Genomic DNA, 25,800 nt, shown 5'->3' with positions numbered 1-25,800 from the left:
GTCACATCCATGGTAATCAGAAGCGGGCCTGCGCGGAGAACAGCCCGTGCGGACGCCACATCAGCACCAGCATGAGGGTCGCAAATCCCACGGTGTCGCGGAACTGCAGCCCCACATAGGTGGCAACCAGGCTCTCCGCGATGCCGAGGATCATCGCCGCGACGAACGTGCCGCGGACGTTGCCGAGCCCGCCCATGATGATGATGGGCAGCGTCTTGAACGTGATGAGTTCGCCCATGCCGCCATAGACGCTGACGTTCACGGGAGCGGTCAACACGCCCGAGAGCGCCGCCAACCCAGCCCCGAGGATGAAGGTCCAGAGCGCGATGTTGCGGACGTCGATACCGACCACAGCGCAGCACTCGATGTTTTGCGACACCGCGCGCATCGCCTTGCCCATCCGGCTATAGGTCACCATCAACTCGAGGCCGACGAACACGATGAGCCCGACGATGATGATCAGGATGCGTTGCTCGGCCAGCGTGAAACCGAACAGCGTCACCGGTTCGATATAGCCGCCGGAGAAGAACTTGTAGCTGCCGCCGAACACCAGGATGACCGTATTCTGCAGGATCAGCGCGACGCCCAGGGTTGCGAGCACGCCGGCCTCGGCCGGCGCCCCAACGATCCGCTGCATCACGAAATTGCCGACGACCACGGCGATCACGGCCGTTGCCACCACGCCGATCACGATCGCCACCGGATAAGGCAGATCGAAATACTCGATGGCGAACCAGGCCCCGAAGGTGCCGAGCATGTAGTATTCGCCATGGGCGAAGTTGATGGCGCGCAGCACGCCGAAGATCATCGTCATGCCGACGGCGACGATCGCATAGACCGATCCGGATACGATGCCGTTAACGACCTGCTCGATGATCGTGTAGAACATGTGCGTGCCGCCCTATTTGGGATAGTCGATCTCGGCCGAATAGGCTCCCTTGATGGCGGGCTTGCCATTCTCGATCTCGAGAAGGATCATCGGCAGGCGCGCCTGATTGTGGTCGTCGAAGGTTACCTCGCCAACCGCGCTCGCATAGTGGATCTTGGACAGCGCGGCGCGGACTTTGTCGCGGTCGATGCTCTGGGCCTGCTCGATCGCCTTGGCCAGGAGATGCGTCGTTTCCCAGTGCACGTAGGCGTGGTTATTGGGCGCTTCACGATACTCGGCGGTGAACTTGTCGACGAAGGCCTTGCTCTTCTCGGACTCATAAGCCGGAAGCCAGGCCGCCGCCTCGATCGCCCCCTCGAGCGCCTTCGGCGCGGCCTTGATGGTCTTCTCGGTGTTGAACTCGGCATTCCCGATCAGCGGGATCTTGCCCGCGATCCCGACCTCCATCATCTGCCGCCCAACGATGGGCGTGGAATCGGCGTTGCCGTACATGATGATGGCCTGGGCGCCGGAATCGCGGATCTTGGAGAGCACGCTGCGGAAATCCACCTCGCCTTCCTTGTAGTAGTCTTCGGTCAGGATCTGGCTCTTGAACCGCGGCAGGTACTTCTTGGTGAACTCAATGGCCGCGCGCCCATAGTCGCTATCGACCGACAGCACGGCGTATTTCGTAAAACCCTTCTTCTCGGCGGCGTATTGCAGCACGATCAGCGCGCGGTTCTCATCGGTCGGATAGTTGCGATACGTCCATTTGAAGCCGCCGACGCCCGCCTTGTAGGTGATTTTCGGATTCGACGAGGCGGCGTTGAGGAGAAGCACGCCGGCATCTTCGGCCACCGGCTGCATCGCAAGCGTCACCGAGCTCGATACGTCGCCGATGATGAAATCGACCTGGTCCTGATCGATCAGGCGGCGGGTTGCGGAAACGCCCTCGACCGGGGTGCCCTGGCTGTCGCCGGCGAGGATGTTGATCTTGCGTCCGCCGATGCCGCCGGCGCCGTTGATCTCCTTGGCAGCCATTTGCGCGCCGCGCAGCGAGAAAGCACCGTATCGGGCGTTCGGCCCGCTCATCGGCGCGACGAGGCCTAGCTTGACGGTGCCGTCTTCGCTGCGCGCGAAGGCGCTGGAGGAAACCGTCTGGAGTCCTATCAGGGCGGTCCCGATACAAAATCCCCGTCGGCTCAACTCGATCGTCATTTGCCCGCTCCGTTGCTGCTAAAAAATGATCCGCCCGCGAACCTCGCCGCTTTTGTGGTCTTGCTCTTAGAATTTTTTGCTGCGGTCGGCGGTAAAAAATAGGTTTACGTCCGCTCGTGGGGGAAGCACGACTGCGGTCTGCCGCCATAGCGAATTCTTATGGCGGCGCCCCTGAGTTCTGTCGATTTGCCGCGCTCGAAGTGCAGCTCGCGCGCGAGAGAGCGACCGTGAAGAAATGTCCGCTTGAATCACGCTCGCCCTGTGCGCGCTTCCGGTCGGCCTCTTTCGCCTTGCGTGCAAACCGGAGCGAAAGGCGCTTCCGTTACTCCACGCCTCGACCGAAATAGTCGAACAGTAAGGGCGGACGGACAGTCCAGCGCTCCGGTGCGGCGCCACCCACACCGGAAGGCCCGATCACGTTAGCTGTGATGAGATTTTTCTCGATCTCCCGGTGCACACGTCGCGCACACGCCACCTTACTGACCGGTTGAAAGGTCTGAACCCTCGGTCCAGTCCATCATCGGGGCCAATTTGAGCTAGTTTCCGGCAGAAGGCGACAACCCGGTCAAGCCAAGGGAGGTTCGCTTCTCTCTCTGCCGAGGTCCGTCTGCCCTTCGCGCGAGCACCACGATGGCCATTTCGTTTCGGTTGGGGCCCTCGATCACCGAGAAACTCTACCAGCGTGGCCCTGAAGTTTCTCCACCGCCGGTGATCGACCGACTGCCTCATGGACGCGTCGGTAGTTACGTCATCCGAACCCAGGCGCCTTTGCCTGCCGCGGACTTCACGGCGGCATCGATGAACTTCACGCCTGCCAGGCCATCCTCAACGGTTGGAAAGATCACCTCAGGATCTGGCTTTTGGCCGGCCTCTGCCGCGCGGATAGCGCGCGCTGCCTCAGCATAGATGGTCGCGAAACCTTCAAGGTAACCCTCGGGGTGGCCAGAGGGGACGCGGGTGACCCGGGCCGCCTCGCCCAAGACACCGGCACCGCCCCGGGTCAGGAGCTGCTTCGGCCGGCCGTAGGGCGTGAACCAGAGCTGGTTCGGATTCTCCTGCGCCCATTCGAGACCGCCTTTGCTTCCGTAGACGCGCAACGTCAGACAGTTCTCATTGCCGACGGCGACCTGACTCGCCCAGAGCATGCCCTTGGCGCCGCCTCTCCACCTGAGGAGGAGCTGGACATCGTCATCGAGACGCCGCCCCTCGACGAAGGTCGACAGTTGTGCGAGCAATTCGTCGAGCTCGAGCCCGGTGACGAAGCAGGCGAGATTGTAGGCGTGGGTGCCGATGTCGCCGATGCACCCGCCGGCGCCGGACCGGGCTGGATCCGTGCGCCACGCCGCCTGTTTGTGGCTGCCTGCCTCCAATCGCTCGGTCAGCCAATCCTGGAGATATTCGGCCTGGACCAGCCGGATCTCGCCGAGGACGCCATTCGCGACCATGGCGCGGGCCTGCCGGACCATGGGATAGCCCGTGTAGTTGTACGTCACTACGAAGACCCTGCCCGTTTTCCTGACCAGCGCCACCAACTCCTCGGCCTCCGCGATGGTCGTGGTCAGCGGCTTGTCGCAGATGACATGAATGCCGGCTTCAAGGAAGGTCTTCGCAACCGGGCTGTGCATGTGGTTTGGAGTTACGATCGAGACCGCCTCGATGCCGTCCGCCCGCGCGGCTTCGGCCTTCGCCATCTCTTCGAAGGAGCCGTAGGCGCGATCGTCGGCAATGCCGAGCTCCTTCGCCGAGGCCTTGGCCCGAACCGGATCGGACGCGAGCGCACCGGCAACCAGCTCGAACTGGTCGTCGATGCGAGCGGCAATGCGATGGACTGCGCCGATGAAGGCCCCCTGTCCGCCGCCGACCATGCCGAGCCGGATACGAGCATAACGGCCCGTCTCGTTACTTGCTTTGATTGTCAATTGTTCCTCCCGCTCAGGATAGGCCCAGCATCCTACGGTTCGCTGTATCGTCGGTGCCGGCGCCTGCGAAATCGTCGAAGGCTTTCTCGGTGACGCGGATGATATGGCTCTTGATGAACTCGGCGCCCTCGCGCGCGCCCTGTTCAGGATGCTTCAGCGCACACTCCCATTCGAGTACCGCCCAGCTCCCGTAATCGTACTGCGTCAACTTCGAGAAGATGGCGCCGAAATCGACTTGGCCATCGCCCAGTGAACGGAAGCGGCCGGCACGGTCGACCCAGCTCTGGAACCCGCCATAGACGCCCTGCCGGCCCGTCGGATTGAACTCGGCGTCCTTGACATGGAAGGCCTTGATGCGCGGGTGGTAGATGTCGATGTAGTCGAGGTAGTCGAGCTGCTGCAGCACGAAGTGCGATGGGTCGTAGAGCAGGTTCGCACGCTTGTGGTTATTCACCCGATCGAGGAACATCTCGTAGGAAACACCGTCGTGCAAATCCTCACCCGGGTGGATTTCGTAGGCAAGATCAACGCCGTGCTCGTCGGCATGGTCAAGGATCGGCCGCCAACGCTTTGCGAGCTCGTCGAAGGCGGCCTCGACGAGGCCGGCCGGACGCTGCGGCCATGGATAGATGTAGGGCCAGGCAAGTGCGCCGGAGAAGGTCGCGTGCACAGTGAGCCCGAGACGCTTGGAGGCCAAGATCGCGCGCTTGACCTGGTCGACGGCCCACTCGGTGCGCGCCTTGGGATTGCCGCGGACTTCGGGTGCAGCGAAGCCATCGAACGCCGCGTCATAAGCCGGATGGACGGCGACGAGCTGGCCCTGGAGGTGAGTCGAGAGCTCGGTGATGGAAAGGCCGTGACGAGCTGCGATTCCTTTCACCTCGTCGGCATAGTCCTGCGACTCCGAGGCCTTCTTCAGGTCGAAGAGCCGCCCGTCCCAGCTCGGAACCTGAACCCCCTTGTAGCCGAGCGAAGCGGCCCATCCGCAGATCGCGTCGAAGGAGTTGAACGGCGCCGCGTCGGCAGCGAACTGAGCGAGGAATATCGCTGGTCCCTTGATCATCTTCATCGAAAGCTTCCTTCTACCCTGGACGCTCCAGCAGCACGCGCCCGCTGAGTTCGATACCCCACCAAAACTCGCCTCCCCTCGCTGGTTCCAGGAGACAGAGCGGGCATTTCATCCCAATGCCCAGATCGGGCATTCGCATCTGGGGACTGTCCCGGCTTCAGAACGTCTCCCCGGCCCACAACGCCGTCGCATCGAGGTCGGACAGCGGCGCCGGTCGCTCGACGCGCGAGCGCACTGCGATCTCTCCGCCTTCGGCGCCGGCCTCGAGGATCGCGTGCATCACCTCCAACGCGTGGCTCGCCAACGCTCCGGAAGAGCGGTGTGGCGTGCCGCGCAGCACCGCACTTGCGAGTTCGGCAACGCCCAGACAACGATAGTTGGCCTGGTTCGGCATGTGATCGGCCCAATTCGGCGAGCGCCAGTTGGGCTTGCCGAACGGCCGGTCGTCGGCTGCGACCGAGATCCAGTCGCCGCCCTTCTCGGTGTATTGCAGGGCGCCGCCGAAGAAGTTGGGGTCCGGCACCCGCAGCGAGCCCTCGGTGCCGTAAAGCTCGATCGGCGGATGTCCGTGTTTCCAGACGTCCCAGCTCATCGCAAAGATGATGTCGGCGCCTGACTCGAAATGCAGCAGCGACATGACCGTCGTCGGAGTTTCAACCGCGACGGTCTTACCGTTCATCGGCCCCTTCGAGGTGACGAGCCGCGCCGCGAAGCCGGCGCTCGCACGCCCCTGAACTCGTGCAACGGGACCCAACAGGTTGATGAGGGCCGCAAGGTAATAGGGCCCCATGTCGAGGATCGGTCCGCCGCCCGGCTTGAAGAAGAAGGTTGGATCGGGGTGCCAGTGCTCCATGCCATGCGACATCAGGAAGCAGGTGCCATAGAGCACTTTGCCGATCCGACCCGTATCGACGAACTCGCGCGCCATCCGTCCGCCGCCGCCAAGGAAAGTATCCGGCGCGCAGCCGAGCTTCAAGCCGCGACGCGCCGCCTCCGCGACCAAGGTCGCGGCGTCGTTGGCCTCCACCGTGATCGGCTTTTCGCCGAACACGTGCTTGCCGGCGTTAAACGCCGCCTGGCTCACGCCATAGTGCGCGTTCGGCGTGGTGAGATTGACGACGATCTGGATATCGGGACGCGCCAGCAGCGCCTCGATCGACAACGCCGCGATGCCGAACTGCGCCGCCTGGGCTTGCGCGGCCTCGAGCCGCAGGTCGGCACAGGCGACCAGCTCAAGATCGCGGAATTTCGGCAAGTTGTGCATGTAGATCGTCGAGATATTGCCGCAACCGACGATGCCGACTCCGAGCTTGCTCATGATCCGATCCCCCGTCACGTCCATGACGACACGGTCTCGCGCGCCCGGCGCGCGAAGCGGGCGACGTCGTTCGGCTTGTCGTGTTCAGCGACGAACAGCGAGACCCCAGCCTCCTTCATCGCCGCGCGCAGCGCCGACCAATTCATGATGCCGTGGCCGGGATCGGCCCAGCCGTCCTCATCCGCGCATTGTCCCGATGGCGCGAGATCCTTGATGTGGCAGGCGACCAGACGCTGCGCATGCTTCTTGATCTCGGCGACCGGATCGCCGCCGCCGCGCACGATCCAGGCGAGATCGGCCTCCCAGACGAGGTTGGGCGCCTCCTCGAACAGGCATTCGAGATAGGTCTTGCCGCTCTCGCTACGGCCATATTCCCAATGATGATTGTGCCAGCCGAATTTGAGCCCCTCGCCGGTCACCGCCTTTCCGATCTCGGCAAGCCCGCGCCCGATGCCGCGCCACTCCTTTTCTCCGCCCTCGCGCTCGCCCAATGGCGGGGCCGGCGCAAAGATGGTCTCGATGCCGAGTCCCTTGCACATCCTCGCCGTGCCGACCGCATCCTCACGCAGTCGGTCGAGGCCGACATGGGCGCTCGGCGCTGTCATCCCGTGGAGATCGAGGAGGCTCTTCAGCGTCTCGGGATCGTTGAACAGTGCGCCCCAGGGCTCCACCATCGTGTAGCCGAGGCTGGAAAGCAGCGCGAATTGCGCCTCGAGTGGGGTGATGGAGCGGGCAGAATAGAGCTGGATGGAGAATCGGTCGATCGGCTTGGTCATGTCTCGCTTTCTGCTGAGTAGAGGATCTAGAGGCGCTGTCCGCTTGTCTCATCGAACAGCGACAGGGCTTCAGCGGGGAACCGGACGTTGAGCGTGTCTCCCACTCGCACCTGCGCGTCGGCGTCGTGGCGGAAGGAGAAGGCGGTGCTGTCGGCAAGACGGCACCAGATCAGCGTGTCGGCGCCCATCGGCTCGACCATCTCGACGCGCGCGGACACGGCGGATGGATCGTTGGACGCAGTCAGCTCGATATGCTCGGGCCGGATGCCGAGAACGGCCGGCGCGTCGGTCGGCTGGCTGCGGAAGGCATAACCGTTTAAACTGACCCGGTTTACGCCGGCGATGAATGCGACCTCGCTGCCGCGCGCGAGCTGGCCGGGAATGAAGTTCATCGCGGGCGAGCCGACGAAAGAAGCGACGAAGCGGTTGACGGGCTCGCGATAGATCTTTTTCGGCGTGTCCAGCTGCTGGATCACGCCACCCTGCATGACAGCGATCCGGTCCGCGAGTGTCAACGCCTCGATCTGGTCATGCGTCACGTAGATCATGGTGGCGCCAAGCCGTGCATGCAGCCGCTTGATCTCGACCCTGAGCTCGGCGCGCAGCTGGGCGTCCAGGTTAGAGAGCGGCTCGTCGAACAAATAGACGCCGGCATGGCGCACCAGCGCCCGTCCGATCGCGACACGCTGGCGCTGGCCGCCGGACAGCTCGCTGGGACGGCGGTCAAGGAGGCTGGTGAGCCGCAGCATCTGCGCGGCCTCGCCGACGCGGCGCTCGATCTCGTCTCGCGGCGTGCCCGCGACCGTCAGCCCAAACGACATATTCCGGCGCACGCTCATGCGCGGATACAGCGCGTAGCTCTGGAACACCATCGCGATGCCGCGATCCTTCGGTTCTGCCCAGGTGACATCGCGGCCGCCGACATGGATCTCGCCACCCCTGACGTCGATCAGCCCCGCGATCGCGTTGAGCAATGTCGACTTGCCGCAGCCGGACGGCCCAAGCAGCACGAGAAACTCGGACGCACCAACGTGGAGATCGAGATTCTCCAGCACCTTCAGGCCGCCAAAGCCGATCTGCAGGCTCCTGATGTCGACATTCGATTTCTGCATGCTGCGTCAGCCTTTCACGGCGCCGGCGGCGATGCCGCGCACGAACCAGCGGCCAGAGCCGAAATAGACGGCAAGCGGCAACAGCGCGGTCAACAGTGTTGCCGCCATGTCGACATTGTAGGCGCGCTCGCCTTGCGTCGAGTTGACGATGTTGTTGAGCTGCACCGTCATCGGCAGATTGTCGCGGCCGGCGAAGACGAGCCCCAGGATGAAATCGTTCCAGATGCCGGTGGTCTGCAAGATCACCGCGACCACGATCATCGGGATGGCCATCGGCATCATGATCAGCGCATAGATCTGGTAGAAGCCGGCGCCGTCGACGCGGGCGGCCTTGAACAACTCGACCGGCAGCGACGCGAAATAGTTGCGAAACAGCAGGGTCATCGTGGGAAGGCCGAAGATCGTGTGGATGATCACGATGGTTGAGAGCGACTGCCCGAGCCCGGTGAAGGAAAACACCCGCACCAGGGGATAGATGAACACCTGATAGGGGATGAACGCGACCACCATCATCGTGCCGAACAGGATGTTGGCGCCGCGCACACGCCACAGCGACAGCGCATAGCCGGTGAGCGATCCGACCAGGATGGAGATGACTACCGACGGCACCAGGATGCGCAACGAGTTGAGAAAACCGATCTTGATGCCCTGGCAGGTCAGACCGGTACAGGCCGACGTCCAGGCCTTGACCCACGCGTCAATGCTGGGAGCTACGGGCAAGGCCAGCAGATTGCCCTGCCGTATCTCCGCCATCGGCTTCAGCGAGGTGACGACCATCACATAGAGCGGGAGCAGGAAGTAGAGCGCGGTAATGAAGATGAAGGCATAGAGGCCCCAGCGCGCCGGGGTCATGCGCTTCGGCCGGCGAGCGGCGGGCAAGGGCTGAGCCACCGCGGTCATCGCACCTCTCCCTTGCGCGCGCGCCAGTAGAGATAGGGCGCGACCACCGCGATCACCGTGATCAGCATGGTGGTGGCCGCCGCCGTCGCAAGCCCGATATTGGCGCGTTCGAACAAATGATCCATGACAAATTTGGCGGGCACCTCCGAGGCGATGCCGGGCCCGCCATTGGTCATCGCGACCGAGAGGTCGTAGAGGCGCACCACGCCGGTCGACAGCAGCACCGCGGCGGTCGCAAAGCTTGCGCCCATCATCGGAATGATGATCGAGACATAGACCCGCCATTTCGGCAGGCCGTCGACCCGCGCCGCCTTCCAGATCTCGTCGTCGACGCCGCGCAGACCGGCGAGCATGATGGCCATCACCAGCCCCGAAGCCTGCCAGACGCCCGCGATGACCAGGCAATAGATTGCGGTCTCCGGCCGCACGATCCAGTCGAACGTCGCGCCTTCGAAGCCCCAGCTGCGCAGCACGTGCTGGATGCCGAGAGTCGGGTTGAGCAGCCATTGCCAGACCAGGCCCGTGACGACGAAGGACATCGAATAGGGATAGAGAAAGATCGAGCGGATCGTGTCCTCGGCACGCACCCGCTGATCGATCGCAACCGCCAGCAGGAAGCCGACCAGAAGCGCGAGCGAAACGAACAGCAAACCGTAGATAACGATGTTGTGGACCGAGGTGATCCAGCGGTCGTTGCCGAGCAACATCTCATATTGCCGGAGCCCGACGAAATTGTTGTTCGGCAGCATGCGCGAATTGGTCAGCGACATCCACACGGTCCAACTGGTGGCGCCGATATAGACGACGAGCATCACCAGCAACGCCGGCAAAAGCGCGGAGATCGCGGAAAGTCGGGAGTTCAGCGAAAGACGCATTGCATCGCCAGATCGAAGATAGGTCGACGGAGGAAAGGCGGCCGACAGTTCGTCAGCCGCCTTTTGTGATGCATCACTCCTGGGACTTCAGCACCGCAGCGACCTTGGCGGAGAATTCATCGGCGCTCATACTGGTGTTCCAATATTGCGAGATGGCATCCTGCAGCGCACCGATCAGCGCCGGCGGCGCCAGCATGTCGCCGGACGGCATTTGCTGGGCCTTGTCTGCGACATATCGCATGCCCTTTTGGGCACAAGCGTCGAGTGCCGACGTATCGACATCGCCACGCACCGGGATCGAGCCCTTCTTCAGCGCGAACTGGATCTGGGTCTCGGGCGTCAGCATCAGTCTCGCCAACGTCATCTGCGCCTTGGTGGTGGATGGGTCCTTCGCCTTCGGGAATACGAACACGTCGCCGCCCATCACATAACCGCCGCTGCCATTGGACAGCACCGTGCAGCCATAGTCCTTGTCGGCGACCTTGCCCGCCGCGACGAATTCGCCCTTGGCCCAGTCGCCCATGATCTGCATTCCGGCCTTGCCCTGGATGACGAGGTTGGTCGCGTCATTCCAGTTGCGGCCGGGCGCGCCGGCGTCGACATAGTCCTTGAGCTTCTTGTAAGTGACGGCGACCGCCTTGAACTCGGCGCTCCGCGCCAGCGACGCGTCGCGCTTGCCGAGGATGCCTGTCCACATCTGTGCGCCGCCGACGCCGATCATGACCGAGTTGAACAGGTTTTGCTCCCAGTTCTTCTGGCCCGAGAAGGCCAGCGGGATCACCTTGCCGTCGGCCTTAAGCTTCTCGAGAATCGTGAGAGCGTCATTCCAGGTCTTCGGCTCGGTGGCGCCGACGGAGCCGAGCACAGCCTTGTTGTACCAAAGCCAATTCTGACCGTGGATGTTGATCGGCACCGCATACATCTTGCCGTTGCGGGTCGCCGCGGCAATGACCGCGGCGGGCATCACGTTTTTCCAGTTGCCTTCGGTTGCGATCGCATCGACGTCGGCGAGCAGGCCGCCTTCCACCAACTCGTCGAACTGCTTGCCGGTGTTTAGCTGCATGGCGGTCGGCGGATTGCCGGCGACGGTGCGGCTGATCGCGGCGTTTCGTGCATTCGCAGCGCCGGCGACCGCGCTGTCGATCCAGGTGCCGCCAGCCTTGGTGAACTGGTCGGCAAACACCTTCACGGCGGCCGCCTCGCCGCCGGAGGTCCACCAGTGGATGACTTCGGCCTTCATCTCTTCTGCGGAAACTGGCGCCGAGGCCCAGGCCGTGGCGACAATCGCTAGCGATGCGAACAACGTGCGCTTCATCATTCCCTCCCTGATTTGCCTTTACAGGCCTGTTTATTCGGCTTGCGGCCCTTATGGGCTCGTTCTGGCTTTACATGCCGAATGTAATCGATTACATGTCCATCCTACCAGAACTTCAAGATTTTGCAAGTCCCGTTATGACGCCGAGATGGCGAGCCACGATATGGCCAAGCGAACCGGAGTAACACGTCAAAAGGCGGCCAGGATCGCCGACGTTGCGCGGCTTGCGGGAGTCTCGGTTGCGACCGTCAGCCGGACGCTGGCCCGCCCCGAGGTCGTGATTGAGGAAACCCGCGCACGCGTACTCGCCGCCGTGCGCGACACCGGCTACACGCCGAACATTTCCGCAAGGAACCTGCGCGTCCGAAAGACCATGGTCGTGCTCGTGGCGGTGCCGGACATCGCCAACCCGTTCTTCGCCGAGGTTCTACAGGGCATCGACGACACGCTGTCGACCGCCGGCTACGGACTCATCATTGCCAATCTGGCTGGCTCGCCGGAGAAGGAGGCGCGTTACGTCGACCTGGTCTGCGCCGGCCAGGCCGACGGCGTTTTGCTCTTGTGCGGCCACGTGATGCGCAGCCCCGACCGCGACTTGCGCGAAGCGCACGTGCCGTTGGTTGCCGCTTGCGAGTACATCCCCCGCGAAAACTTCCCGCAGGTCACAATCGACAATGTCGGCACTGCGCGCGAGGCGGTGGGACACCTCATCGAACTGGGCCACACGAGTATCGCCTATCTGTCCGGGCCCAAATCCAACATCCTCGAGCAGCAGCGTCTCGAAGGCTATCGGCAGGCCTTGCGCGAGGCGGGGATTGCGGCCGATGCGGGGTTGATTCTGCCCGGCGATTTTACCTTCCGCGCCGGTGTCGAGGCCGGCCGCGCGCTGCTGGCGCTCGAGACCGTAGCGCGTCCGACCGCACTGTTTGCGGCCAATGACGAAATGGCGATCGGCCTGATCAAGACCGTGCACGCGGCCGGCCTCCAGATCCCGGACGATCTCTCCGTCGTCGGCTTCGACGGCATTGCCTATGCCGACTATTGCGAACCCACCTTGACGACCATCGTCCAGCCGCGCCGGGACCTCGGGGCCACCGCCGCAGCCGAACTGATCGCTCTGATGACGATCGGCCAAGCGGGGCTGCGGAAGAACATCAAACTTCCCGCCACGCTGATGCTACGCGACAGCACGCGCCCGCCGCGGAAGAGTCCCGGCCATTCATCCCGAGGCGCGAGGTCCGGCTAGGACGGCACAATTCTCCTAAATCCAGTCAGCACATGCAGCGCGGATGCCCGCCGACAGCATGACCCATGGAAGCGGCACGGTGAAGCTGTCCATCACGACGGACTTCTGAGGCCAGCCCCCTCACTCGTCGGGCATCAGATCGCGTCGTCGACGATCAAATGTGGCTTGCCCTGTGAACAGGATTCGACACGAGCCCTGATGCGAAAGGTGGCGGCAAGGTTTTCCGGCGTCAGGACGCCAGCCGCCGTGCCGAAATCGTGCAACGTCCCGTCAGAGAGGATCGCGACCTTGTCGGCGAACTTCAGTGCCAGGTCGAGATGGTGCAGCGCGATCAGCACGAGCATACCCTCGTCGTGCGCAAGGCTGCGCACCTGCCGCATCGCTTCCAGCTGGCGGTGCATGTCTAGCGCGCTGGTGGGCTCGTCCAAGAGCAGCACCTGCGGTTCGCGCACGAGACATTGGGCAAGGCCGACGAGCTGGCGCTGTCCTCCGCTCAGCTCGGAAAGGATTCGATTGGCAAGATCGCCCATATCGAGTGCTGCCAGCGCCTGGTCGACCGCCGCCAGATCGGACCTCTCCAGACGCCAGCCGCTGACCTGCTTGCGCGCAAGAAGGACGGATTCGAACACCGTCAGAACTGCGCTTGCGGTTTGGTCCTGAGGCATGTAGGCGACGGCGCGATCTGCATCGCGCACACCTTCCAGCCGGCACTCGCCGGGCCCGGGAAGAATACCCGCCAGGCGCCGAAACAGCGTCGACTTGCCCGCAGCATTCGGACCAATGACGGCCACCACCTCGCCGCCATAACAGGGCGGAAGCGTGACATCCCGTAGTACCTGGCGTGATCCGAAGCGCGCGCCGAGGCGATGCGTGCTCAGCACTACCATATGTCTCGTCCGCTTTTCAGGATCAGATAGAGGAAGACCGGCAATCCGATCGCTGAGGTGACGATGCCGATCGGGAGGACGGCGCCGGGTACCGCGATTTTGGCCAGGATCGAGCTCAACGACATGATCAGCGCGCCAGTCAGTGCACTCGCGGGCAGCAGGAAGCGCTGGTCTTCGCCGACCATCATGCGGGCGATGTGCGGACCTACGAGACCGATGAAACCGATCGTGCCGACAAACGCGACGGGGATCGCCGACAAAAGGGAGACAAGGATCAGTGTTTCGAGCCGCAGGCGCCGCACGGGAATGCCGAAGCTCGCCGCGCGCGCCTCGCCAAGACGCAAGGCCGTCAACTGCCACCGGCGGCGCAGAAAGACCGGCAAGGTTAGACCCGCGACGAGCGCGGTGATGGCGAGCTTGGACCATGTTGCCTTGGTGAGGCTGCCCATGGTCCAGAAGACGACGGCCGCGACCGCCTGCTCGGCAGCGAAATATTGGGTGATGGCGAGCGCCGTATTGAAACTGAAAACCAGTGCAATGCCCAAAAGCACGATCATTTGGATCGACGCTCCGCGTCGAAGGCTGGCCAAATGGATCAGGAAGGCCGTTGCCATGGCCACGACGAAAGCATTAGCCGCGACGATGTAGTCGCCTGCCATGGGAACCAGTGCGACACCGAAGGCGAGCGCGAGAGCCGCGCCAAAGCTTGCACCGGCGGAAATGCCCAGCGTAAACGGGCTCGCCAGCGGATTGTTCAAGATGGTCTGCATCTGAGCGCCGCCGATGGCAAGCGCCACGCCGACCACGACGCCCATAAGGGCCGACGGCATGCGGATCGACCAGACAATGACGCGCATCTGCGCATCGGCCTCTGCTGGCCGGACGAGCGTGCGCACAACCTCTCCAAGCCCGTAGCTGGCCGGTCCAGTCGAGAGGTCGCCGACCAATGCGATGCAAACCCCAACCACCAGCGCAAGGAGAACGATCCAGCGCCTGGCGCTCAGCGCTTGGTAGGCACCGCGTCCGGTTAAGGTCAGTGCTTCGCTATGAATATCTGTCATCGCTGGCCGTCGGAAAGGCTGATGCTGTAGCCGGGCCGGTAGCCTATGGGCAGGAAGCGACGATGATATTCGGCAAAGGTTGCATTGGGGTCCAGATCGGAAAACAGTTCGGGGTGGAACCACTTCGCCAATTGTTGGACGGCAACAAATTCGTAAGGGCTGTTGTAGAACTGGTGCCAAATGCCGTGAAAATTCTGCGTCTTCTTTGCCGCGATGCCGGTATAGGCGTCGCGAGTAACGAACCATTCTAGCTTCTTGCGCGTCAGGCGAGGATCCGCCCCTGGGCCGAGCGGAATCCAGTGGCCGCCGGGTACATAGGCTTTCCAGTCGGCGCTGGTAACCACCACATGCTCGGGATCGGCGACGATGACCTGTTCGGGGCTGATCTGCCCGAAGGTCGAGGGAATGATGTCGCTGCCGATATTGTGGCCGCCAGCGAGCTCGACATACTTGCCGAAATTCTCTGCGCCGAAAGACAGGCAGCAATCCTGCGAGTAGCCACCGATCCGCTCGACGAACACATTGGGGCGTTTCGGTTGTTTGGCGGCAAGGACGTTGGCAACTGCAGCCATGGCCTGGTGGCGGAACGCGATAATCCCCTCCGCACGCGCCTCGCGCCCCATGATCCTGCCAAGGAGCCGAATCGTCGGCTCGGTGTTTTCCAGGGGACGGTGGCGAAAATCGATATAGAGAACCGGTATGTTCAGTGCCGCGAGCTTCTCGATGTAGTTGGCGTCCTTGTTGGCCTGCATGGATTCAAGATTGAGCAGCACCACATCAGGCTTCTGGATGATCGCCGATTCAATGTCGATCAAGCTGTCCTCCTGCCCCTTAAAGGCCGGGAGCTTCGCCAACTCCGGAAACACTTCGAGATACTGCGCGTAAGTGGCGGGGTCGGCCGCGATCAGATCGGTGCGCCACGCAACCACATGGGCCAGAGGATCTTCAGGCTCGAGCGAGGCGATGAGATAGAGCTGCCGGCCTTCGCCCAGAAGCATGCGCTTGACGGGCGCGCTAAGCGTCACCTGACGGCCCGCGATATCAGTGAGGGTCAACGGCGCTTGTGTCTGTCCGAGTCCGGGTTCGCCAGCAAATCCTGCTGTTGAAAGCAAAGCGATCAGAACAATAGCCATCACCGCGGCATGCAGCAGCGAACGGTGTTCCATCATGGTCGGCTTCCTTTTTGAGTGGGGTGCGCAGTTTTGAGCCAGACGCAGAGAGCCAACAGGAATGACAGTACGTAAAGCGCGGCGACGAGCGGGAAAGCGGCTTCGAGACCAAAGAGCTGGGTGACCGCGACGCCGGCAATGATGCCGCTCGCGGAAGCGACCTGTTGGGAAGCTTGCGCGAGGCCCAGAACCGCGCCCTGCCGATCGTTAGCCACGGCTGCCGAAATAAGTGCGAGAAGGACCGGTGTCGTTCCCCCAAGAAGCGTGCCCCAAATAAAATACAGGAACGCGAATACGGCAACGGAGCCCGTGCTGCCCGCCAGATGCGTAACCAAAACGCACGCGGCCGAAATCAGCACGTTCCCGCCCAGAACATAGGATGACGTTCGGTTCTCGAAGAGCCGCGCCCATAGGGGCGCAGCCACGACAAAGCCGCACGCCAGCAGCCCGTAGGTGAGCCCGGCGACCCAGTGCCGGGCGCCAAATACCTGGGTCATGTACAGTGAGAAAGGAACCTGCAGGACCATGCGGCTCGCAAGCAGCATCCCCATCAAGGCAAGAAGAGCTGCGATCGGAGCACCCTTCGACGCCGTAGGCTTTGCTGTACCCGCCTTTCCGTGATTGGCGGCAGCAGCTCCTGGCGTCGGTACCGGCAGGCTCAACCAGGCAACGGCAGCGCACAGCGCGCAAATTGCCCCGGCGGCCAGATTTATTCCGGCAAAAGGGAAGCTATCGAGAATGAGCCCGCCTAGGAAAGCGCCGCCCAGCGAGCCCACATTCGTGGCAACCTGCAACCAGGCGAAGAGGCTTGCGCGATCCTTCCCGCCGGTCATCTGCACGCCATAGGCCTGCGCAGGCGCAATATAGCCGGCGCAGGCGCCCTGCAAGAAACGCAGCGCCATGATCGTCCAGACATCTTGTGCAACGGCAACAAGCAGTTGCGTGACCGCTAACCCGCCGAGCGCCCGAACCATCATCAGCCGATTGCCGTAGCGATCGCCGATTAGCCCCCAGAAGGCGCTGGTCAGCGACATGCCAATCATCGGGCCAACGTAGACACCAACACCTGCGAGTCCAAAGATGCTGTCGGAAGGGCTCAATTTTTTGATTTGGACCGGCCAGAATGGACCACTCATCTCCATGGCGCCCATGGAAATGAATTGCAGTCCGAACAGCAAAACAAAGACAGGTCCGAAACCGCGAAGCGCGACGGAAGCATTTGTCATTCCGCTCCCGCCATTGGATTTGGCAGCTCGTGCTCAACCCGGTAGTCGCGATAGCGCCCCAGATGCATCCGTAGCACCGAGCGGCTCGGCCAGGGTTTTTCGAGAAAGGCCTTGCGTTCTTCGAGCCAGAACGCGTCCGACAACATGCGTGGCCTGAGCGCGTCGAAACCTGCTTCGGTTTCTTCCCGCAGGATGCGCCAAAGGCCTGCGCCCGACAGGGCATAGTGTTCGCGGAGGCACAGTGCGACCTCATGGAGGTGGCAGACGAAGCAGGCGTCGATGACGAATGAACGTACGAGACCGATGTCGTCATCAAACGTGGTGGGTAAGATCCCCGCGCGAGTAAAGGGCTTGAGGTCGTGTCCTCGTTTCCTAAACAGGGGTGCAAAACTGCGGCCATCGCCGAAATCACGGATCAGCAGTTTTCGCGGGTGGCCGGTTTCATCGAAGACGATCGTGCTGTTTTGCTGATGTGCCTCAAAGGCAATTCCGTAGAGCAGATACATCGCGAGCGTGGGCCGGAGGACCGTCACTACATAGGCACGGAAAAACGCAGATACGCCCGCTTCGCTTTCATCGCCGCTTCTCGCAATCAATTCGCAAATGAGCGGGCGACCATCGATCGGGCTTGCCGTCAAGAGTGCCGCAACAGTGACCGGCAGACCATCATTTCGCACCAGAGCGTCGGAGTTGCGGTAGACAACCGAGAGAAAGCGGCCCGGATGCTCGTCGCCCGTTATGGGGTGGTGCAGGATTGCGCCCAGCTCTTCGGTGAAGATCTCCAACCCGTCACACAGCTCCCTCTCCTTCGACAGAATATCGGAAATCAGAGTGCTGAGACGCGGCCCCATGTGAATCGACTTGGCCTGCAGAGTGCGCTGTTCGCTGGTCATCCAGATCGCCACCGGCAGCTTGATAAAGGGCCTCGGCTCCTGTTCGTCCGGCAGCATTGTGCGGAACGACATTGACGGCAGCGTCACGACCTCAGGGCCATCCGGGTCGAAAACTCCGGAAGCTATCTCGAATGCGAATTCACGACGCACGAAGTTGTCAAGATGCCAGATATGAACAGGTAGAGGCAGCCAGTCCTCAGGGGACTTTCCACGTTCATTCAATCCGTCGGTCCAGTCGCGCCAGAGCTCGGGGAAGTTTTGTGAGAACCATTCCGAATAGCTGCCGACATGCGGCATCCTCTCCACATAGGTCCATTCCTTGCGCAGCGCCGCGACCCGAACGCGCACGCGAGCACCGAACTCAGGCGACAAAGCAGTGACGTCCTCGGGCGACAGGTCGGGTTTGGCCTTCCATGTTGGATAGAAGGGGTGACCTTCGAGCGCCCCCCACTGATCGAGAGTCATGGCCGCCAGGTGCGGCGGCAGGCTCTTTTCCAGATATGCGAGGAATCCCTGCGCGCCTGCTTCGGCCACCTTCCCTCGGAGCTCGGAGCTCCAGTGCTCACGGTGACGACGCGCCAGGACGTCGTTGCGCATGCTGTCCTCGACGTCGCGTATGAGATGCTGGACGGCATCCGATGCAGGCTTGATCGACAAGGCGGGCACGACCTGCCCGATGAGGTCGGAGGGATCATCGATCCGGCGCCGAGCGCCGGTCTCGTCCAGCACTTCGACAGAACCACGATTTTGCAATGTTCCGGCAGGCGCACGACGCAGGTCGGCGAAATGCAGGACCCGGCGTGACTGCCAAAGGGGCAGCCATGCTTGGTTACCGTCACGCGCCCGCAATAATGCATCCGGTTCAAGGAGACGCTCGGCAAACAGGCAGCGGACCAACCGGTTGAGCGCATTGCGCGATGCGCCCAACCAAAGCTGCGCGGCACGCGTCTGAGCTTCGGCCTCTGCGGAGGAAGACATCCTCTCGTTCATTACGCTTCCTCCGGCCATTTGGCGGGCAAGCAAGCCGACGCGTCTTCGGTGAACCCGCCGTGGTAGTTGAGCGCCCAATTGTAGGTTTTCGTGATCGCGGGAGTTGCCACTTCAAGCCGCGCGGCCAATTCCACCAGCAGTGCCTGCCCGCAGGCGATGTCTTCGTGGAAAGCGCGGCTTGCCCGGTCGATGACAAGGCCGGGCCCGTCCGGATTGGGAACGAGTGGGGCGTGAATGCCCGCGTAAGCACGGTTGGTTCGCAACAGCGTATACATGGTTCGGTTGTCCTCGATCTGACTGCTATAAGCCTCGATCAATTCCTGCCGGAGCGGCTTCACCGAACTCAGGTCAATGCCCAGGCGTGACTCGGCCGCATGGCGGATTGCCTGGTTTTCCGCATCACACGCTTCCAGCAATTCGGCGCCGGCGCGCGGGCAGTCGCTCCACCAGCAGAGAGGACGATCAAAGGGCTTGTTTTCCCAGGGGGCACCGGGGCCGATCAAGGCATAGAGCACGGCGGGATGCATCAGCGCGTTGCCCGGCGTCAGCGTGATTTCCAGATAGTCCTGCAGCACGGTGACGGGAGCTTCATAAAGTCGGCTCAACATCGCCTGGAGCTTGGTGCGGCTCGCTGCGGACTCGTGGCGATGAAGTGCCGCAAAGAGCTGGGCCTTGGCCCCGCCCATGCGCACCCGCTCGCCCGGGACCAGATCGAAGGCCGTATGGGGCACGTCCTTCATGCCCCAGATCACCACATTGTCTGTGCCTGAAAGGGTTTTGGCTGCGAGCCAGTTGAAGCCGCAAAAGCCAGGAATCGCGCCGACATAGACAGTCCTGTCCCGGGGGAGATACGGTGCGATATCGTGTAGAAGCGCGGGCCGCGCGTGGGCCGGCTGCGTCACGATCACCATGTCCGTGTTTGTGAGCGCCTCGCTCGGATCGGTGCCGACATAGTCGGGCCGTCCGCTCAAGACGTGGCCGTCCGCCGTCTGGGCCCACCAAACACCGTCTCCCCTCGCCCACCCATCGACGACGGCAGCCGCTCCCGTCAGCACGGAAACAGTGATACCTGGACGCTGCTTGAAGAGCACGGCATTCAAATGCCCAGTCCGCCCTGCACCGCAGATCGTCACCTTCATGCTGCGCGCACCCTTCCGGGTAGCCAGGCGTCGAGCTGTGCGGCGATTGTCGGATCCAACAAATCGCGCTTGGCCATCCATTCATCGTCAAAGACCGAACCGAGGTATTTCTCGCCGCCGTCGGCAACAGGCGTGACCACCGTGCCGGACAGCTTGCCGGTCGCAATGAATTCCAGCGCCTTGTAGATGGTGCCCCCGGTTGAGCCCCCGACCAGAAGACCGTGGCGCCGCGCGATAAAACGTGCGGTTTCGAAGGCCTGGGCGTCGGTGACCTGTACTCCCTCATCGATGCATCCATAGTCGAGCACCTTGCCGACCTCATCGCCCGCGGGCGTTCCCGTGCCCGACTGGTAGTAGGGATGGCCGGGTTTGCCGAAGACGATCGAGCCGGCCGGCTCCACGGCGATGATCCGGACAGCAGGGTTAGCCCGCTTCAGACGCTGGGCGATGCCGGTCATAGACCCGCCAGTGCCGACACATCCGACAAAGGCGTCGATGCCGTCCGGAAGCTGTGCCAGCAGTTCGTCGACGAAGCCCGCATAGCCTTCCGGGTTTGCCGGATTGTCGGACTGGTTCATGAACAGCGCATCAGGAAGTTGCGCACCAAGCTGGGCGGCCAGCCGTTGGCGCTCAACCACCGCAACCTCGTCCTCCCGATAATCGCCTTCGACATAGCGAATTTCCGCGCCCAGCGCGCGCATTGTGCGGATCTTGTCTGGCGCGGCGTGATGATCGACAACGGCAATGAAGCGCAGACCCAACTCCAATGCGATCAGCGCCAGTCCGATCCCGGTGTTTCCGGATGACGATTCGACGATTGTGCCGCCCGGCGGGAGCCGCCCGTCCCGAAGCGCGGCAAGCACCATGCTGCGCGCCATGCGGTCCTTCATGGAGCCACCCGGATTGTTCTTTTCAAGCTTCAGCACAAGCTTGGCATCGCTGTTGGGAACGGTGATCGGCATCACCGGCGTTTGGCCGATCAACTGGCTTACGGTCGTGCAGAGCATTGTGCCTCTCCTATCGTGTCGGGAACGAGCGTCAGCTGTCCTTTTGCATCCTGAACCACGCAAAGGCGGCTCGGCATCGGATGGCGATGGAATTCGTTTTCGAGGAGGTCCATCTGGTAACCGCCGGTGTTGGCGTAAACCAGAAGGTCTCCGGCTCGCGGAGGGATGGGAAAGGTGAGCCATCGATTGCAGAGGACGTCCTCGTCCAGGCAGCTATGGCCCGCCAGATAAGCTCGGATCGGTTTTGTGGCGACCGGCGGCGATGTGGCCGGAACCAGGATGGGATCGACCAGGAACTCGGAACCAAACCAGGTTTCGCAAGCACTGAAGCTACTGCCTTCGACGAAGACAACATGGGCATCAGGGCCAACGGATTTCACACGCAACACCCGAAAGACGGAAATCGCGGCCTGATCGGCCAGTGCTCGCCCGGGCTCCATCCCCAACACCAGCCCCTCATGGACAAGATAGCTCGCGATGGTGCGGCCATCGGCCATCGGTGCGCACAGCAGGCAGCGTAGCCACTCGGCCGCGGAAAGCTCTCCGCCGTAGGGATAAAATGAGGCCGGCACCTCCTCGGTGCGGTAGTCCTCGGGCATCTGTGCCGCAAGATGTGTCTGATAGGCGCGCTGATCGACATATTGGATCGGCAGCCCGCCCCCAATGTCGATCATGCGCGGCGCAAAACCTTGTGCGCGGGATTCATTGATCAGGCCGGCGGCCTCTCCGATCGCTTGCGCTCGAGATTCCCAGCTATAGCCGCTCAGGTGGAAGTGCAGCCCGTCAAAGCGCAGCATGCTTTCGCCAGCGATGCGCGACAGACACTGCCGGATGGCCGAGGCCGGCATGCCGAAGCGACTCCGCGCCTGTTTGGTGGGATGCAAACGCAGCAGCACCGCCTGAACCGGGCCGCCGGCGGGAAGCCTGCGGATCAGATCCTCGAGCTCTTCCGGTGAATCCACCGATATGAGGGTGTTGCAGTTGATCAGCTCATTGTGGAATGCCGCCGTCTTCGCCGGGCCCGTCGCCACTATTTGCGTGCCGTCGGCACCGAGCCGTTTGGCATCTCGCAACTCATAGAGGCTCGAGACGTCAATGCCGGCCCCCGCGCGCAGGGCTGCGGCCAACAGCCCGGGCGACTTGTTGACCTTCGCTCCGTAATAGATCGCGTTTGCGACACCGCTCTCTCGCAAGACGCCCCTGAGTGCCGCGAGATTCCTCTGCATCTCATCGGGCCAGATCAGATTGACCGGAGACCCATGTCGAGCGACCCAATCGATCAGCAGTGGGGCGTTGCCAGCCAAGAGCTCCGCCGTGTTCGGCCGCAGACTCGGCGAGAGGCGCGCACCGGGCTTGTGGCCATGCAAGGTCATGACCTCGCCCTTTCGACATGGGCTACAGAGCGTTCTGTCGGCGCAAGGAGGCGCAAGCTCTCCAGCCGCAGGTTGCAGTTCGGAAGGCTCTGATTAAAAATATGCCGCGTCGTCTTGCAGGGAAATTTCCGGCCACTGCGCGCCATCGCGAGGATGCACGCTGGCGTGATCGTTTGGCCCGGGCGCCAGCTCTCCACGCGCACTGCGCTGTAGTCCAGGAGAATCACTGGCACCAGCGGCAGTTGCAGACGGTGCGCGACTGTGAGCCGGTGATGACCGTCCATCACGCACAGGGCGTCCTTCTCCGCCGTGATCGGAACCGTCCAGCAACCCGCGCAGAGAATTTGCGCGTGCAGCTCCGCTACCCTGTCGGGATCGACCTCTTCGGTCGGGATCAAGCATGTTGGCGAAAGGAGGCAAACTTGCATATCGACCAGCCTGATTTTTGTCAGCAGGAACCGTTCACGAAGCGCCTTCGGGGTCGAACTGCTTCGTTGCTAAGAGCAGCGACTACATGTCCACGGTCATCGACAGGAGATACGTGCGCGGTGCTCCCAGGAAGAACGTCCCGAATGAGGCCACGCTGGACCAGTAAGTCGTACCGGTCACATTCTGAATGTTCGCCCGGAAAACCGTCTTCCTGCCGTTGATTGCCGTCGTGTAGCGGGCACCGAGATCGAGCCGGGTCCAATCCGGGATCGGCTGCTTGTTGGCGGTATCGACGAACTGCTTGCCCGTGTAGATAACCGCCCCATTCAAAGTAAGCCCTCTCATCCACGGGAGATCCCACTCGGCTCCAATATTGGCTTGTACGTTCGGAACGCCGATTGGCGTGTTGCCTACGTTTGCCGCGACGGCAGTCTTCGTGAGGGTGCCATCCAGCAGCGAAAGGCCTCCGAGAACACGAACATCGGACATGAGCTCGCCGTACACGTTGAACTCGAGCCCTCGGACTTGCTGTTCGGCGGTCGCCGCGAACCGCCCGGCGGACAGCTCGCCGCTAGCCTTCGATATTTCGAAGGCGCTGAAGGTGGTTGCGAACCGGCCGAAGTCCACTTTGATGCCAGCCTCGTACTGCTTTGCGATGTAGGGCGGGAGCACTTCGCCGAAATTGGAAGCGGCCTGGGGCGCGACGTCGCCCCGGCTTAGACCTTCGATGTAGTTCGCGTACAGAGAGACGTTGTCCCGGGGCCGGATGACAAGGCCGACCACGGGGGTGGTCGCGCTCTTGTCGTAGGACGTCGTCAGCGTTCCCACATTCGAGAGATAGTTGTTCGCCTCGATGCCCTGGCGTCGGACACCCAAAGTCAACAGGACACGCTCATCGAGCACGGACAAGGTGTCAGCAATCGAGAGCCCCGTCAGCTCACTGCCCGAGAGCCGAGGACGCCCGCTGATCTCGTTCGCGAACTGAGTTGGCGCCACGGTCGGATTATAGATGTTCGACGCGACCAGACTGCCATTGGTCAGCCGCCGGTACAGGGCGTCATGATAGACCGAGGCCTGGAAGGCGACGGCATGGTGCACGAAGCCTGTATCGAAGCGGGTGCGGACGCCGCCATCATATGTGGTTCGATCGATGCTGAGCCCGAAGAATTGCGGCGTCGAGGTCGTGTCTCCGCTCGCGTTGATGATCGTCGGAAGGCCGAAGAATCGCTCGACGTTGGTCCGCGATCCGCCGACATCGGCGAACAGCGTAACCTGATCGCTTACATCGTATTCAGTGCGCAGCAAGGCAGATTGATCATTGATGCGCGACCATTCCCAGGGTTGCGTCACGTTCAGCCGACCGTCCGGCGCCTTTGGCACTTGCAGGCCGGAAGCCATGAGAAAGGGACGTGACGGAGCGTCGAACCGATCGGTCTGGGCGATGAGATAGAGCCAAGACCTGAACCGTTCACCCTGATAGTCGAGGGCCAGCGATCCGACCCCTGTCGTTTCGGATTGGCGATCGATCGGCGTATCACCGTCGCGCAGGCTGCCGCTGGTGCGTACGCCCCATTCCTTGCCGTCGCCGTAACGCCTCGCAATATCCCAGTGACCGCCGAACCGTGCGGCCGAACCGTAATCCACGGTGAAGCGGGTCAACTCCTCTCCCGCGCGCTTAGGCACGACATTGATGACGCCGCCAACACCGCCATTGGGCGCGATGCCCGAAAGCGCGGCTGCGGGACCCTTGAGCACTTCGATGCGCTCGACATAATCCGTGAAGATGCGGTATGTCGGCGCGATCCCGTAAAGGCCCTCGAAGGCGAACTCACCATTGTTGCCTTCGTTGATCGGAAAGCCGCGAATGTTGAAGGAATCGACCACACCACCCGTTGGATGGGAGCTGCGCACGGAGGGATCGAGGATCAAGGCATCCGCAGCCGTCGCCGCCTGCTGATCCCGGATGAACTTGTCCGTGTAACTCGTCACGTTGAACGGCGACTTCATTGTGCCGGTGTTTCCGAGCAGTCCGAGCCGCGCGCCTTGAGCGACCTGCCCGCCCGCGAAAGCGGGCACGACACCCGACTGCGACGGCTGCGATTCCACCGCGACGTTTTCGGGTTGCGCGGCGGCCGGCGCCGTTGCGCGCCGTGACGTTGATTGGACCCGGCCCGCATTTCGTTTGGCCGGTGTGCGGCGGATCGACTGTTGCGTCGGAGCATCGACGGTAACAGGTGGAAGGGAATTTGCGCTTTGCGGTGTTTGGGATTGAGCGGGCGACTCGAACAACGCCAGCAACGCCACTCCGCTCAGCAGTGCCGCACCACGGCGAGCTACCGTTCCAACCTCACCTGCACGCCGCATTCCAGAAAGTCCCTCATCAACAGCACGTCGCCCAACGTGACATGACTCCGCGCTCGGCCTGCACCGACCACGGATCGAAGATCCGCCGCCGCGTCCGAACTCGACCGACACCTACGGCTCGTGAGTAATTCTCCGCAGACTTGCACTCCGGGTTGGTTGCCTGCGCCTGTTCGGCAACGTCCGATTGCTAACGATCTGCACCGCTTCTTTAGAGAGACGCTATCGTGATCGCAACGCAAATGCGTGCGGTGCGACTTAGAATGTCTCGATCATCGACGACTCGAGTCAGTTGACGTCGCGTTTGGAAAGAATCCAAACGCGCTTTGAAAATTTCCAAATCAGTGCTGTTGAACTTTTGCAGGAAAGATTGACGAGAGCGCTCTCACCAGAGCGCCGCGCTTTTCGTGGACGGCGGCAACGCAATAGCCTCGTTCTTAGCGAACGCACCGGACTTCGTCATGGACTGACTGTTGCGCGCCACCATGTCGCTCCTGTCGCTCGCGTCGCGACGACGTGCCGCAGCACAAGATGTGCAGATTAAAGAGAACGTGATGAGCTATCGCGGTGGCTCAATGGGGCGCCTTGGTGGTGAAGGCCATCATGATCGACCTCGGCCTCACTTCGCTGCCGCGGAAAGAGCCAGCCA

At 62.4% G+C, this 25,800-nt stretch carries 21 protein-coding genes; 1 reads left to right on the top strand and 20 read right to left on the bottom strand.

The window, feature by feature from the left end:
• Positions 1-16 precede the first annotated feature (16 nt).
• The 10 genes from JQ632_RS16695 to JQ632_RS16650 form a co-directional block, all read right to left on the bottom strand.
• Positions 17-889, bottom strand: a complete 873-nt coding sequence (locus tag JQ632_RS16695) for a branched-chain amino acid ABC transporter permease (protein WP_212403671.1) — start codon at positions 887-889, stop codon at positions 17-19.
• A gap of 12 nt (positions 890-901) precedes the next feature.
• A complete protein-coding gene (locus JQ632_RS16690; RefSeq protein ID WP_212403670.1) occupies positions 902-2,086 on the bottom strand; it encodes an ABC transporter substrate-binding protein in 1,185 nt (394 codons plus the stop codon).
• 743 nt (positions 2,087-2,829) lie between these two features.
• Complete coding sequence (locus JQ632_RS16685; RefSeq protein WP_212403669.1) at positions 2,830-4,005, bottom strand: Gfo/Idh/MocA family protein; 1,176 nt, start codon at positions 4,003-4,005, stop codon at positions 2,830-2,832.
• A 13-nt stretch (positions 4,006-4,018) separates the two neighbouring features.
• A complete protein-coding gene (locus JQ632_RS16680) occupies positions 4,019-5,074 on the bottom strand; it encodes a sugar phosphate isomerase/epimerase (protein ID WP_212403668.1) in 1,056 nt (351 codons plus the stop codon).
• 157 nt (positions 5,075-5,231) lie between these two features.
• The gene (locus JQ632_RS16675; protein ID WP_212403667.1) at positions 5,232-6,392 is read right to left on the bottom strand and encodes a Gfo/Idh/MocA family protein; all 1,161 of its coding nucleotides are present in this window, start codon (positions 6,390-6,392) and stop codon (positions 5,232-5,234) included.
• 14 nt (positions 6,393-6,406) lie between these two features.
• A complete protein-coding gene (locus JQ632_RS16670) occupies positions 6,407-7,168 on the bottom strand; it encodes a sugar phosphate isomerase/epimerase (RefSeq protein WP_212403666.1) in 762 nt (253 codons plus the stop codon).
• Positions 7,169-7,194: 26 nt separating this feature from the next.
• Complete coding sequence (locus tag JQ632_RS16665) at positions 7,195-8,280, bottom strand: ABC transporter ATP-binding protein (RefSeq protein ID WP_212403665.1); 1,086 nt, start codon at positions 8,278-8,280, stop codon at positions 7,195-7,197.
• Positions 8,281-8,286: 6 nt separating this feature from the next.
• Entirely contained in the window at positions 8,287-9,171 is an 885-nt protein-coding gene (locus tag JQ632_RS16660) for a carbohydrate ABC transporter permease (RefSeq protein ID WP_212403732.1), read from the bottom strand.
• A gap of 5 nt (positions 9,172-9,176) precedes the next feature.
• The gene (locus JQ632_RS16655; protein ID WP_212403664.1) at positions 9,177-10,055 is read right to left on the bottom strand and encodes a carbohydrate ABC transporter permease; all 879 of its coding nucleotides are present in this window, start codon (positions 10,053-10,055) and stop codon (positions 9,177-9,179) included.
• A gap of 73 nt (positions 10,056-10,128) precedes the next feature.
• Entirely contained in the window at positions 10,129-11,295 is a 1,167-nt protein-coding gene (locus JQ632_RS16650; RefSeq protein ID WP_249152098.1) for an ABC transporter substrate-binding protein, read from the bottom strand.
• Between JQ632_RS16650 and JQ632_RS16645 the strand changes: the two genes are divergently transcribed.
• Entirely contained in the window at positions 11,279-12,616 is a 1,338-nt protein-coding gene (locus JQ632_RS16645; protein ID WP_249152096.1) for a LacI family DNA-binding transcriptional regulator, read from the top strand. The two genes, JQ632_RS16650 and JQ632_RS16645, sit on opposite strands and share 17 nt — an antisense overlap.
• Positions 12,617-12,750: 134 nt before the next feature.
• On the opposite strand, the gene JQ632_RS16640 is transcribed toward JQ632_RS16645, so the two are convergent.
• From JQ632_RS16640 to JQ632_RS16595, 10 genes are all read right to left on the bottom strand, one after another.
• A complete protein-coding gene (locus tag JQ632_RS16640; protein WP_212403661.1) occupies positions 12,751-13,503 on the bottom strand; it encodes an ABC transporter ATP-binding protein in 753 nt (250 codons plus the stop codon).
• The gene (locus JQ632_RS16635; RefSeq protein ID WP_212403660.1) at positions 13,497-14,564 is read right to left on the bottom strand and encodes an iron ABC transporter permease; all 1,068 of its coding nucleotides are present in this window, start codon (positions 14,562-14,564) and stop codon (positions 13,497-13,499) included. The genes JQ632_RS16640 and JQ632_RS16635 overlap by 7 nt, the downstream gene beginning before the upstream one ends.
• On the bottom strand, positions 14,561-15,733 hold the full coding sequence (locus JQ632_RS16630) for an ABC transporter substrate-binding protein (RefSeq protein WP_212403659.1): 1,173 nt from the start codon (positions 15,731-15,733) through the stop codon (positions 14,561-14,563). The genes JQ632_RS16635 and JQ632_RS16630 overlap by 4 nt, the downstream gene beginning before the upstream one ends.
• The gene (locus tag JQ632_RS16625; RefSeq protein WP_212403658.1) at positions 15,730-16,959 is read right to left on the bottom strand and encodes an MFS transporter; all 1,230 of its coding nucleotides are present in this window, start codon (positions 16,957-16,959) and stop codon (positions 15,730-15,732) included. Before JQ632_RS16625 ends, JQ632_RS16630 begins: the two co-directional genes overlap by 4 nt.
• The gene (locus tag JQ632_RS16620; protein ID WP_212403657.1) at positions 16,956-18,842 is read right to left on the bottom strand and encodes an IucA/IucC family siderophore biosynthesis protein; all 1,887 of its coding nucleotides are present in this window, start codon (positions 18,840-18,842) and stop codon (positions 16,956-16,958) included. Before JQ632_RS16620 ends, JQ632_RS16625 begins: the two co-directional genes overlap by 4 nt.
• Positions 18,842-19,981 carry an NAD/NADP octopine/nopaline dehydrogenase family protein gene (locus JQ632_RS16615; RefSeq protein ID WP_212403656.1) on the bottom strand — a complete coding sequence of 380 codons (1,140 nt, stop codon included), beginning with the start codon at positions 19,979-19,981 and terminating at the stop codon, positions 18,842-18,844. Before JQ632_RS16615 ends, JQ632_RS16620 begins: the two co-directional genes overlap by 1 nt.
• Complete coding sequence (locus JQ632_RS16610) at positions 19,978-20,988, bottom strand: PLP-dependent cysteine synthase family protein (RefSeq protein ID WP_212403655.1); 1,011 nt, start codon at positions 20,986-20,988, stop codon at positions 19,978-19,980. The genes JQ632_RS16615 and JQ632_RS16610 overlap by 4 nt, the downstream gene beginning before the upstream one ends.
• On the bottom strand, positions 20,970-22,361 hold the full coding sequence (locus JQ632_RS16605) for a Y4yA family PLP-dependent enzyme (RefSeq protein WP_212403654.1): 1,392 nt from the start codon (positions 22,359-22,361) through the stop codon (positions 20,970-20,972). The genes JQ632_RS16610 and JQ632_RS16605 overlap by 19 nt, the downstream gene beginning before the upstream one ends.
• A complete protein-coding gene (locus tag JQ632_RS16600) occupies positions 22,358-22,789 on the bottom strand; it encodes a ParB N-terminal domain-containing protein (protein ID WP_212403653.1) in 432 nt (143 codons plus the stop codon). Before JQ632_RS16600 ends, JQ632_RS16605 begins: the two co-directional genes overlap by 4 nt.
• 82 nt (positions 22,790-22,871) lie before the next feature.
• A complete protein-coding gene (locus JQ632_RS16595) occupies positions 22,872-25,094 on the bottom strand; it encodes a TonB-dependent siderophore receptor (RefSeq protein WP_312015619.1) in 2,223 nt (740 codons plus the stop codon).
• Positions 25,095-25,800: the final 706 nt, after the last annotated feature.

The sequence above is a fragment of the Bradyrhizobium liaoningense genome (genome assembly GCF_018130955.1).
GTDB classification, from domain to species: domain Bacteria; phylum Pseudomonadota; class Alphaproteobacteria; order Rhizobiales; family Xanthobacteraceae; genus Bradyrhizobium; species Bradyrhizobium liaoningense_C.
Note: the sequence above shows the minus strand (reverse complement) of the source record. Positions and strands in the feature narration are given on the sequence as shown.

What these genes read in the sequence shown, in the direction of transcription:
- JQ632_RS16695 (WP_212403671.1), bottom strand. Translation starts at nt 889, where the DNA reads ATGTTCTACACGATCATCGAGCAGGTCGTTAACGGCATCGTATCCGGA.
- JQ632_RS16690 (WP_212403670.1), bottom strand. Translation starts at nt 2,086, where the DNA reads ATGACGATCGAGTTGAGCCGACGGGGATTTTGTATCGGGACCGCCCTG.
- JQ632_RS16680 (WP_212403668.1), bottom strand. Translation starts at nt 5,074, where the DNA reads ATGAAGATGATCAAGGGACCAGCGATATTCCTCGCTCAGTTCGCTGCC.
- JQ632_RS16675 (WP_212403667.1), bottom strand. Translation starts at nt 6,392, where the DNA reads ATGAGCAAGCTCGGAGTCGGCATCGTCGGTTGCGGCAATATCTCGACG.
- JQ632_RS16670 (WP_212403666.1), bottom strand. Translation starts at nt 7,168, where the DNA reads ATGACCAAGCCGATCGACCGATTCTCCATCCAGCTCTATTCTGCCCGC.
- JQ632_RS16665 (WP_212403665.1), bottom strand. Translation starts at nt 8,280, where the DNA reads ATGCAGAAATCGAATGTCGACATCAGGAGCCTGCAGATCGGCTTTGGC.
- JQ632_RS16655 (WP_212403664.1), bottom strand. Translation starts at nt 10,055, where the DNA reads ATGCGTCTTTCGCTGAACTCCCGACTTTCCGCGATCTCCGCGCTTTTG.
- JQ632_RS16645 (WP_249152096.1), top strand. Translation starts at nt 11,279, where the DNA reads ATGACTTCGGCCTTCATCTCTTCTGCGGAAACTGGCGCCGAGGCCCAG.
- JQ632_RS16650 (WP_249152098.1), bottom strand. Translation starts at nt 11,295, where the DNA reads ATGAAGGCCGAAGTCATCCACTGGTGGACCTCCGGCGGCGAGGCGGCC.
- JQ632_RS16640 (WP_212403661.1), bottom strand. Translation starts at nt 13,503, where the DNA reads ATGGTAGTGCTGAGCACGCATCGCCTCGGCGCGCGCTTCGGATCACGC.
- JQ632_RS16635 (WP_212403660.1), bottom strand. Translation starts at nt 14,564, where the DNA reads ATGACAGATATTCATAGCGAAGCACTGACCTTAACCGGACGCGGTGCC.
- JQ632_RS16630 (WP_212403659.1), bottom strand. Translation starts at nt 15,733, where the DNA reads ATGATGGAACACCGTTCGCTGCTGCATGCCGCGGTGATGGCTATTGTT.
- JQ632_RS16625 (WP_212403658.1), bottom strand. Translation starts at nt 16,959, where the DNA reads ATGACAAATGCTTCCGTCGCGCTTCGCGGTTTCGGACCTGTCTTTGTT.
- JQ632_RS16620 (WP_212403657.1), bottom strand. Translation starts at nt 18,842, where the DNA reads ATGAACGAGAGGATGTCTTCCTCCGCAGAGGCCGAAGCTCAGACGCGT.
- JQ632_RS16615 (WP_212403656.1), bottom strand. Translation starts at nt 19,981, where the DNA reads ATGAAGGTGACGATCTGCGGTGCAGGGCGGACTGGGCATTTGAATGCC.
- JQ632_RS16610 (WP_212403655.1), bottom strand. Translation starts at nt 20,988, where the DNA reads ATGCTCTGCACGACCGTAAGCCAGTTGATCGGCCAAACGCCGGTGATG.
- JQ632_RS16605 (WP_212403654.1), bottom strand. Translation starts at nt 22,361, where the DNA reads ATGACCTTGCATGGCCACAAGCCCGGTGCGCGCCTCTCGCCGAGTCTG.
- JQ632_RS16600 (WP_212403653.1), bottom strand. Translation starts at nt 22,789, where the DNA reads ATGCAAGTTTGCCTCCTTTCGCCAACATGCTTGATCCCGACCGAAGAG.